We start from the raw sequence: 7,071 nt of genomic DNA on the forward strand, positions 1-7,071 counted from the left end.
CGCCATCAACTGACTGTCACGGCGGGCCCGTAAGCCGGGCCCGCCGGTTACGTTTAAACCCTGAAGGAGCCGACCCATGGCGGAAGTCACCGCTGCCCTGGTCAAGGACCTGCGCGAGAAGTCCGGCGCAGGCATGATGGACTGCAAGAAGGCGCTGCAAGAGAACAACGGCGACGTCGAGGCGTCGATGGACTGGCTGCGCACCAAGGGCCTGGCCAAGGCCGCCAAGAAGGCTGACCGCGCGGCCGCCGAAGGCCTCGTGGCGGGCAAGATCGCCGCCGACGGCAAGACCGGCGTGCTGGTCGAGTTCAACGCCGAGACCGACTTCGTGGCCAAGAACGACTCGTTCCAGACCGCGGCCCGCGACTTCGCTGACGTCGCGCTGACCACCGACGGCAGCGTCGACGCCATCCTGGCCGCCAAGACCGCCAAGGGCGAGCTCGTCAGCGACGTCGTCACCAACCTGATCGCCACCATCGGCGAGAACATGCGCGTCCGTCGTGCGGTGAAGCTGGGCGTCGAGCAGGGCGCCGTGGCGCTCTACCTGCACAACAAGCAGGGCGACGACGTGGCCCGCCTGGCCGTGCTCGTCGCGCTGGAAGGCGCCGGCGACCAGGCCCAACTGGCCGAGGTCGCCCGCCGCATCGCCCTGCACGTGGCCGGCACGCCGACCCCGCCGCTGGCCCTGACCAGCGACGAGCTCGACCCCGAGGTCGTGGCCAAGGAGCGCGAGATCCAGACCCAGATGGCGGTGGAATCGGGCAAGCCCCGCGAGATCGCCGAAAAGATGGTCGAGGGCCGGATCCGCAAGTGGCAGGAGGAGGTCGTCCTCCTGAAGCAGCCTTTCGTGATGAACCCCGACCAGACCATCGAGCAGCTGGTGGCCGAGACCGGCAAGGAAACCGGCTCGCCGGTGAAGCTGAAGGCGTTCGCCCGTTTCGCCCTGGGCGAGGGCGTGGAGAAGAAGACCGACGACTTCGCGGCCGAAGTCGCGCAGCTCACCGGGCAGAGCTAGGACGAGTGTGCTGGATCTGAAGGTCGCCCTCGCACGCCAGAGCGAACTTCAGATCCACAAAAGCACACTAGAAAACAAATGCTTGGCTAGTGTCCCTATCGATTCCGAAGTTCGTCGGAGCCCGCCACAAGCGCCTGCGAAATTCGGAATCGGGCCCCTAGCGGGGCGACGTCACGCCATTTGAACAGGACGCCGCCCCGCTTCGCCGCCATGCGACCGGCGGCGCAAGGCCGGATGATTCACAGCCGCCGTGCGGCTTCCGCTTGGCGGAAAATCGTCCTGGTCTATGTTCCCAGCACCCTTCAGCGACTGCGGATTCAGCGATGCCCGACGCCCCCTTGCGCTACAAGAAGATCCTCCTGAAGGTCTCGGGCGAGGTTCTGATGGGGGACCAGGGCTTCGGGATCGACACCGCCACCCTCGAACGCACCGCCGAAGACATCGCCGAGGTCGTCAAGACAGGCGTCGAGCTCTGCCTGGTGATCGGCGGCGGCAACATCTTCCGCGGCATCTCGCTCGCCGGGCGCGGCATGGAGCGGGCCAGCGCCGACTACATGGGCATGCTGGCGACGGTGATGAACGCGCTGGCCCTGCAGGGCGCGCTGGAGAAGATCGGCGTCTACACCCGCGTGCAGTCGGCGATCCCGATGGAGGCGGTCTGCGAGCCCTACATCCGCCGGCGCGCGTTGCGCCACCTGGAGAAGGGGCGGGTGGTGATCTTCGCCGCCGGCATCGGCAATCCGTTCTTCACCACCGACACGACGGGGGCGCTGCGCGCGGCGGAGATGGGCTGCGACGCGCTCTTCAAGGGCACCAGCGTCGACGGCGTCTACACCGCCGATCCCAAGAAGGATCCGACGGCCGAGCGCTACCAGACGCTCAGCTACCAGGAGGTCCTGGCCAAGGACCTGCGCGTGATGGACGCTTCGGCGATCAGCCTGATGCGCGACAACCAGATTCCGATCGTGGTGTTTTCCATCCGCGAACGCGGCAATTTCCTGAAGGTCTTGAGGGGCGAAGGCGTCTACACCACCATCGCCTAAGGCCCCTTAAAGCCAAGAACCAGATAAGGGAGAATTCCCATGGCCACCGCCGAAAAGCCGGTGCTCTCCAAGTACAAGGACCGCATGGACAAGGCGGTCGCCGCGCTGAAGGACGAGTTCGCCTCGCTGCGCACCGGGCGCGCGTCGGCGAACCTGCTCGACCAGGTGCATGTCGACGCCTACGGCTCGAGCGTGCCGATCAACCAGGTGGGCGCAGTCAACGTGCCGGAGCCGCGGATGATCAGCGTCAACGTCTGGGACCGCGGCCTCGTCGTCTCGGTCGAGAAGGCGATCCGCAACTCGGGCCTGGGCCTGAACCCCGTCGTCGACGGCCAGAACCTGCGGATCCCGATCCCGCCGCTGACCGAGGAGCGCCGCAAGGAGATCGCCAAGATCGCCAGCAAGTACGCCGAGCAGCAGCGCGTGGCCGTGCGCAACATCCGGCGCGACGCCAACGACGACCTGAAGAAGGCGGAGAAGGACGGCGCCATCAGCCAGGATGAGCTGAAGCGGATGGAGACCGAGGTCCAGAAGCTCACCGACGAGGCGATCAAGCGCGTCGACGAAGCCTTGAAAACCAAAGAACAAGAGATCATGCACGTCTAGTCGAGCCGGGGGGCCCGCTCGCCCGTAAGGAATGCCTACGTCCATGGTCGCCCATAACGAGAGTCCGCATGCGGGCGCCCAGTGCGGCGCCCCGCCGAAACGCCCGCTGCATGTGGCCATCGTGATGGACGGCAACGGGCGCTGGGCGAAGCGGCGCGGCCTGCCGCGCACCCTCGGCCACCGCGCCGGCGTCGAGGCGCTGAAGCGCACGGTGGCTGCGGCGCCGGACTTGGGAATCGGCTGGCTGACGGTGTTCGGCTTCTCGACGGAGAACTGGAGCCGCCCGGCCGCCGAGGTGGCCGAGCTGATGGCGCTGCCGAAGCGCTACTTCGAGAGCGACATCGTCCGCCTGGAGCGCGACGGCGTGCGCGTGCGGGTGCTGGGCCAGCGCCAGGGGCTGTCGCCGGAACTGGTCAGACTGATCGACGACGCCCAGGCCCGGACCGCCAAGAACGACCGCTTCTTCCTGAACATCGCCTTCAACTACGGCGGCCAGGCCGACCTCGTCGAGGCGGCGCGGCGGTTCGCCGAGGACGTCGCGGCCGGCCGCGCCCGGCCGGAGGATCTCGACGCGGCCGCGCTCGGCGCCCGCCTGGCGACCGCGGACTCCCCACCGCCGGACGTGGTGATCCGCCCGTCAGGCGAGCAGCGGCTGTCGAACTTCCTGCTGTGGGAATCGGCCTACGCTGAATTCGTCTTCCAGGACGTGCTCTGGCCGGACTACGGCGAGGAGCACCTGAAGGCGGCGCTCGAGGTGTTCGCCGGACGCGAACGCCGCTATGGCGCGGTCTTGGCCGATGACGTCCTTGCCACAGGCTAGCGTCCCGATTCCAAAGTTCGCGCGCGCCTGTGGCGGGCGCGGACGAACTTCGGAATCGATAGGGACACTAGCTAAGTACTTGTTTTCTAGTGCGCCTTTTGGATCTGAAGTTCGCTCCGATGCTTGACCCAGACGCAAGCGAACTTCAGATCCGGCGCACTAGACGCTTCGACTGGACCAACCTGGCCCTGCGCATCGCCTCGGCGGCCGTGCTCGTGCCGGCCGTGCTCGGCGCGGTGATGATCGAGGCGAACTGGCCCTATCTGGTGCTGGTCTCGATCGGCGTTGCGCTGCTGGCGATCGAATGGGGCGGGATGAGCGCCCCGCGCGCGCCGCTTCGGGTCGCCGCGGCGGTGACCGCCGCTGTGCTGGCGGCCCTTTTCCTCACCCACCTGCAGCACCCGGTCCGAGCCTGGGCGGCAATGGTCGTGGGGGCCGCCGCTGCGGCGCTGGTCGCGCGCGGGGTCGCCGAGCGGCCAGCCGACGCCGCCTTCGGGGTCATCTACCTCGCGCCGGCCGCGATCTGCCTGGCGTGGCTGCGGCTGACCAACCAGGGCCAGTGGTGGACGCTGATGCTGTTCCTGGTGACCTGGGCCGCCGACATCGGCGCCTTCGCCGTCGGCAGCACGCTCAAGGGGCCCAAGCTCTGGCCCCGCTTCTCGCCCAACAAGACCTGGTCCGGCTTCTTCGGCGGCCTGGTCTGCGCCAGCCTGACGGGGGTGCTGATCGCCGCCCCCTCGGCGCTCGACATCAACCTGCCGGGCTTCGTCATGCCCGCGTTCCAGCTCAACCTCTGGGCTGCGGCCCTGATCGGCCTGACGGTCGGTCTGGCCACCATGGCCGGCGACCTTTGGGAATCCGCTCTCAAGCGCCGCTTCGGGGTCAAGGACTCCGGCGACCTGATCCCTGGACACGGGGGCTTGCTCGACCGCGTCGACGGGCTGATGTTCGCGGTCGTCGTCATGGCGATGGCGCGTCTGGCCAACCACTGGGGATGGGGTCATTGAACCTGCCGCGTAGAGTCACCGTCCTAGGTTCGACCGGCTCGGTCGGAATTTCCACGCTCGACCTGTTCGAGAAGGCGAGGGCGGAGGTCGAGGTCGTCGCCCTGGTCGCCGGCCGTAACGCCGAGAAACTGGCGGAGCAGGCGCTCAGGTGGCGGCCGCAGGTCGCGGTGCTGGAGGACGAGTCGGCCCTGCCCAGGCTGCGCGAGCTGCTGGCCGGCAGCGGCGTCGAGACCGCCGCCGGAGCTGTGGCCGTGGCCGAGGCCGCCACCCGCGAGGCCCAGTGGGTGATGTCGGCCATCGTCGGCTTCGCCGGGCTTGCGCCGACGCTGGCCGCGGCGCGCACCGGCGCGGTGATCGCGCTCGCCAACAAGGAGAGCCTGATCTGCGCCGGGCCCGAGCTGCTGCGCACCGCCAAGCGCGCCGGCGGCGCCGTGATCCCGGTGGATTCGGAGCATTCGGCCATCTTCCAGGTGTTCGAGCCGGAGAACGCCGCCCAGGTCGCCCGGCTGATTCTCACCGCCTCGGGCGGGCCGTTCCGCAGCTGGACGCGCGAGCAGATGGAGGCGGCCACGCCCGAGCAGGCGCTGGCGCACCCGAACTGGAGCATGGGCGCCAAGATTTCGGTCGATTCCGCGACGATGATGAACAAGGGCCTCGAGGTCATCGAGGCCGCCTATCTGTTCGCCATGCCGCCGGAGCGCGTCGACGTCTTGATCCATCCGCAGTCGATCGTGCACAGCCTGGTGGAGTACGCGGACGGCTCGACGCTCGCCCAGCTCGGGCCGCCGGACATGCGCACGCCGATCGCCTGCGCCTACGCCTGGCCCGACCGGCTGCCGTGGCCGGCGGACCGGCTGGACCTCGCCCGCATCGGCCAGCTCACCTTCGAGGCGCCGGATCCGGTGCGGTTCCCGGCGCTCGCGATCGCCAAGGCGGCGCTGGAGACCGGCGGCTCGGCGCCGGCGATCATGAACGCCGCCGACGAAATCGCCGTGGGCGCGTTCCTCTCCCGCCGCATCGGCTTTGGGGATATCCCCCGGGTGGTCGCCCGCACTCTCGAGCGGATGGAGGCCGAGGGCTGGGGCCGGCGCAACGAGAGCGACGTGTTGGAGACGGCGCGGGCGGCCGACGCGACGGCCCGCCGCGTGGCCGAAGAGGTCGCCGGCGGTTTAAAGGCTCCAGCGTGAGCCCGGCGGAGTAGCTTCGATGTTCAGCGCCCTGGCCGACATCCTCCTCTACATCCTCCCCTTCGTGGTGGTGATCGGCGCCGTGGTGACCATCCATGAGCTCGGCCACTTTCTGGCGGCGCGCGCGCTCGGCACGGCGGTCGAGCGCTTTTCGATCGGGTTCGGCCGCTCGATCTTCCGCCGGACCGACAAGGCCGGGATCGAGTGGCGGATCGGCTGGCTGCCGATCGGCGGCTATGTGAAGTTCGCCGGCGACGAGAACGCCGCCAGCGTCCCCGACGCGCAAGGCCTGGACGAGATGCGGCGCGAGATCGTCGCGCGCGAGGGGCCGCAGGCGCTGGGGCGCTATTTCCATTTCAAGCCGCTGTGGCAGCGCGCGCTCATCGTCGCCGCCGGCCCGATGGCCAACTTCCTGCTGGCCATCGTCATCTTCGCGACCCTCCTGATGACGCTCGGCGAGCCGGTGGCGCCCGCCCGCGTCGACGGCGTGCGGCCAGCCAGTCCCGCTGAGCGGGCCGGAATCCATCAGGGCGACGTCGTCCTGCGCGCGGACGGCAAGCGAATCGACAGCTTCGGCGACCTGCAGATGATCGTCCTGCTGCACTCCGGCACGCCGATGGAGATCGTCGTGCGCCGTGACGGACGCGACGTGCGTCTGACCGCCACGCCCGAGCGCGGGCCCGTCGTCGACCAGCTCGGCCACGTGCAGCACCTGGGCACGCTGGGCCTGGAGTACAAGCGCCGTCCGGGCGACGTGCAGGTCCGTCGCTACGGTCCCGTGCAGGCGGTGGGCGCGGGCGTCGCGCGCACCTGGGAGCGGATCACGACCACGGTCGAGTACCTGGGGCGGCTGGTCTCCGGCCGTGAGACGGCCGAGCAGCTCTCCGGGCCGCTCGGGATGGCCCAGCTGTCCGGCGACATCGCCAAGAAGACCGCCGAGGCCTCGCCGAACGTCCCCACCATGCTGGCCAACTGGGCCATCACCATGCTGGAGCTCGTCGCCAACATCTCGGTGGGCATCGGCTTCCTCAACCTGCTGCCGGTGCCGGTCCTCGATGGCGGCCATCTGTTGTTCTACGCCTTCGAGGCCGTGGCGCGCCGCCCACTTACCGCCAAGGTTCAAGCGGCAGGGTACCGGGTGGGGCTTGCGCTGGTGCTCGGATTGATGTTGTTCGCCACCTGGAACGATCTGCAGCGCTTGAACGTGTTCAAATTCTTCGGCGCGCTATTCTCCTAGCGAACCGCTTTTCCGAAACGGCTGATTCGATGCACAGACACCGCGCCCGCAGCGCTGCGCTATCCTCCGGCCTTGGCCTTCTGTTGGGCACGACCGCATTGGCCGCGCCGATCCTGGCCCAGGCGCAGGAGGCGGCCGCGCCGCCCGCGGCCACGG

General features: G+C 69.0%; 7 protein-coding genes. All 7 read left to right on the top strand.

The features are described from left to right. The first annotated feature begins 76 nt into the window (after positions 1–76). The 7 genes from tsf (at position 77) to VJS38_RS01480 (ending at position 6,915) form a co-directional block, all read left to right on the top strand. Complete coding sequence (tsf, locus tag VJS38_RS01450) at positions 77–1,015, top strand: translation elongation factor Ts (RefSeq protein WP_324086377.1); 939 nt, start codon at positions 77–79, stop codon at positions 1,013–1,015. A gap of 323 nt (positions 1,016–1,338) precedes the next feature. Next, positions 1,339–2,058 carry a UMP kinase gene (gene pyrH / locus VJS38_RS01455; RefSeq protein WP_324086378.1) on the top strand — a complete coding sequence of 240 codons (720 nt, stop codon included), beginning with the start codon at positions 1,339–1,341 and terminating at the stop codon, positions 2,056–2,058. Between the two features lie 39 nt (positions 2,059–2,097). Continuing rightward, positions 2,098–2,664, top strand: coding sequence for a ribosome recycling factor (gene frr / locus VJS38_RS01460; protein ID WP_324086379.1), 567 nt, complete (start codon positions 2,098–2,100; stop codon positions 2,662–2,664). Between the two features lie 31 nt (positions 2,665–2,695). After that, positions 2,696–3,484 (top strand): polyprenyl diphosphate synthase, encoded by a 789-nt coding sequence (uppS, locus tag VJS38_RS01465; RefSeq protein WP_414692399.1) that lies wholly within the window; start codon positions 2,696–2,698, stop codon positions 3,482–3,484. Between the two features lie 119 nt (positions 3,485–3,603). After that, positions 3,604–4,491, top strand: coding sequence for a phosphatidate cytidylyltransferase (locus VJS38_RS01470; RefSeq protein ID WP_324086381.1), 888 nt, complete (start codon positions 3,604–3,606; stop codon positions 4,489–4,491). Then, the gene (locus VJS38_RS01475) at positions 4,479–5,678 is read left to right on the top strand and encodes a 1-deoxy-D-xylulose-5-phosphate reductoisomerase (RefSeq protein WP_324086382.1); all 1,200 of its coding nucleotides are present in this window, start codon (positions 4,479–4,481) and stop codon (positions 5,676–5,678) included. Before VJS38_RS01470 ends, VJS38_RS01475 begins: the two co-directional genes overlap by 13 nt. Positions 5,679–5,697: 19 nt before the next feature. Continuing rightward, a complete protein-coding gene (locus VJS38_RS01480; protein WP_324086383.1) occupies positions 5,698–6,915 on the top strand; it encodes an RIP metalloprotease in 1,218 nt (405 codons plus the stop codon). The last annotated feature ends 156 nt before the right edge of the window (positions 6,916–7,071 follow it).

The sequence above is a fragment of the Phenylobacterium sp. genome, from assembly GCF_035276905.1.
Lineage (GTDB): Bacteria > Pseudomonadota > Alphaproteobacteria > Caulobacterales > Caulobacteraceae > Phenylobacterium.

Bases quoted from the DNA above. Each gene is read 5' to 3' on its own strand.
- VJS38_RS01475 (WP_324086382.1), top strand. From the start codon at position 4,479: ATGGGGTCATTGAACCTGCCGCGTAGAGTCACCGTCCTAGGTTCGACC.
- VJS38_RS01470 (WP_324086381.1), top strand. From the start codon at position 3,604: ATGCTTGACCCAGACGCAAGCGAACTTCAGATCCGGCGCACTAGACGC.
- frr (WP_324086379.1), top strand. From the start codon at position 2,098: ATGGCCACCGCCGAAAAGCCGGTGCTCTCCAAGTACAAGGACCGCATG.
- tsf (WP_324086377.1), top strand. From the start codon at position 77: ATGGCGGAAGTCACCGCTGCCCTGGTCAAGGACCTGCGCGAGAAGTCC.
- VJS38_RS01480 (WP_324086383.1), top strand. From the start codon at position 5,698: ATGTTCAGCGCCCTGGCCGACATCCTCCTCTACATCCTCCCCTTCGTG.
- uppS (WP_414692399.1), top strand. From the start codon at position 2,696: ATGCCTACGTCCATGGTCGCCCATAACGAGAGTCCGCATGCGGGCGCC.
- pyrH (WP_324086378.1), top strand. From the start codon at position 1,339: ATGCCCGACGCCCCCTTGCGCTACAAGAAGATCCTCCTGAAGGTCTCG.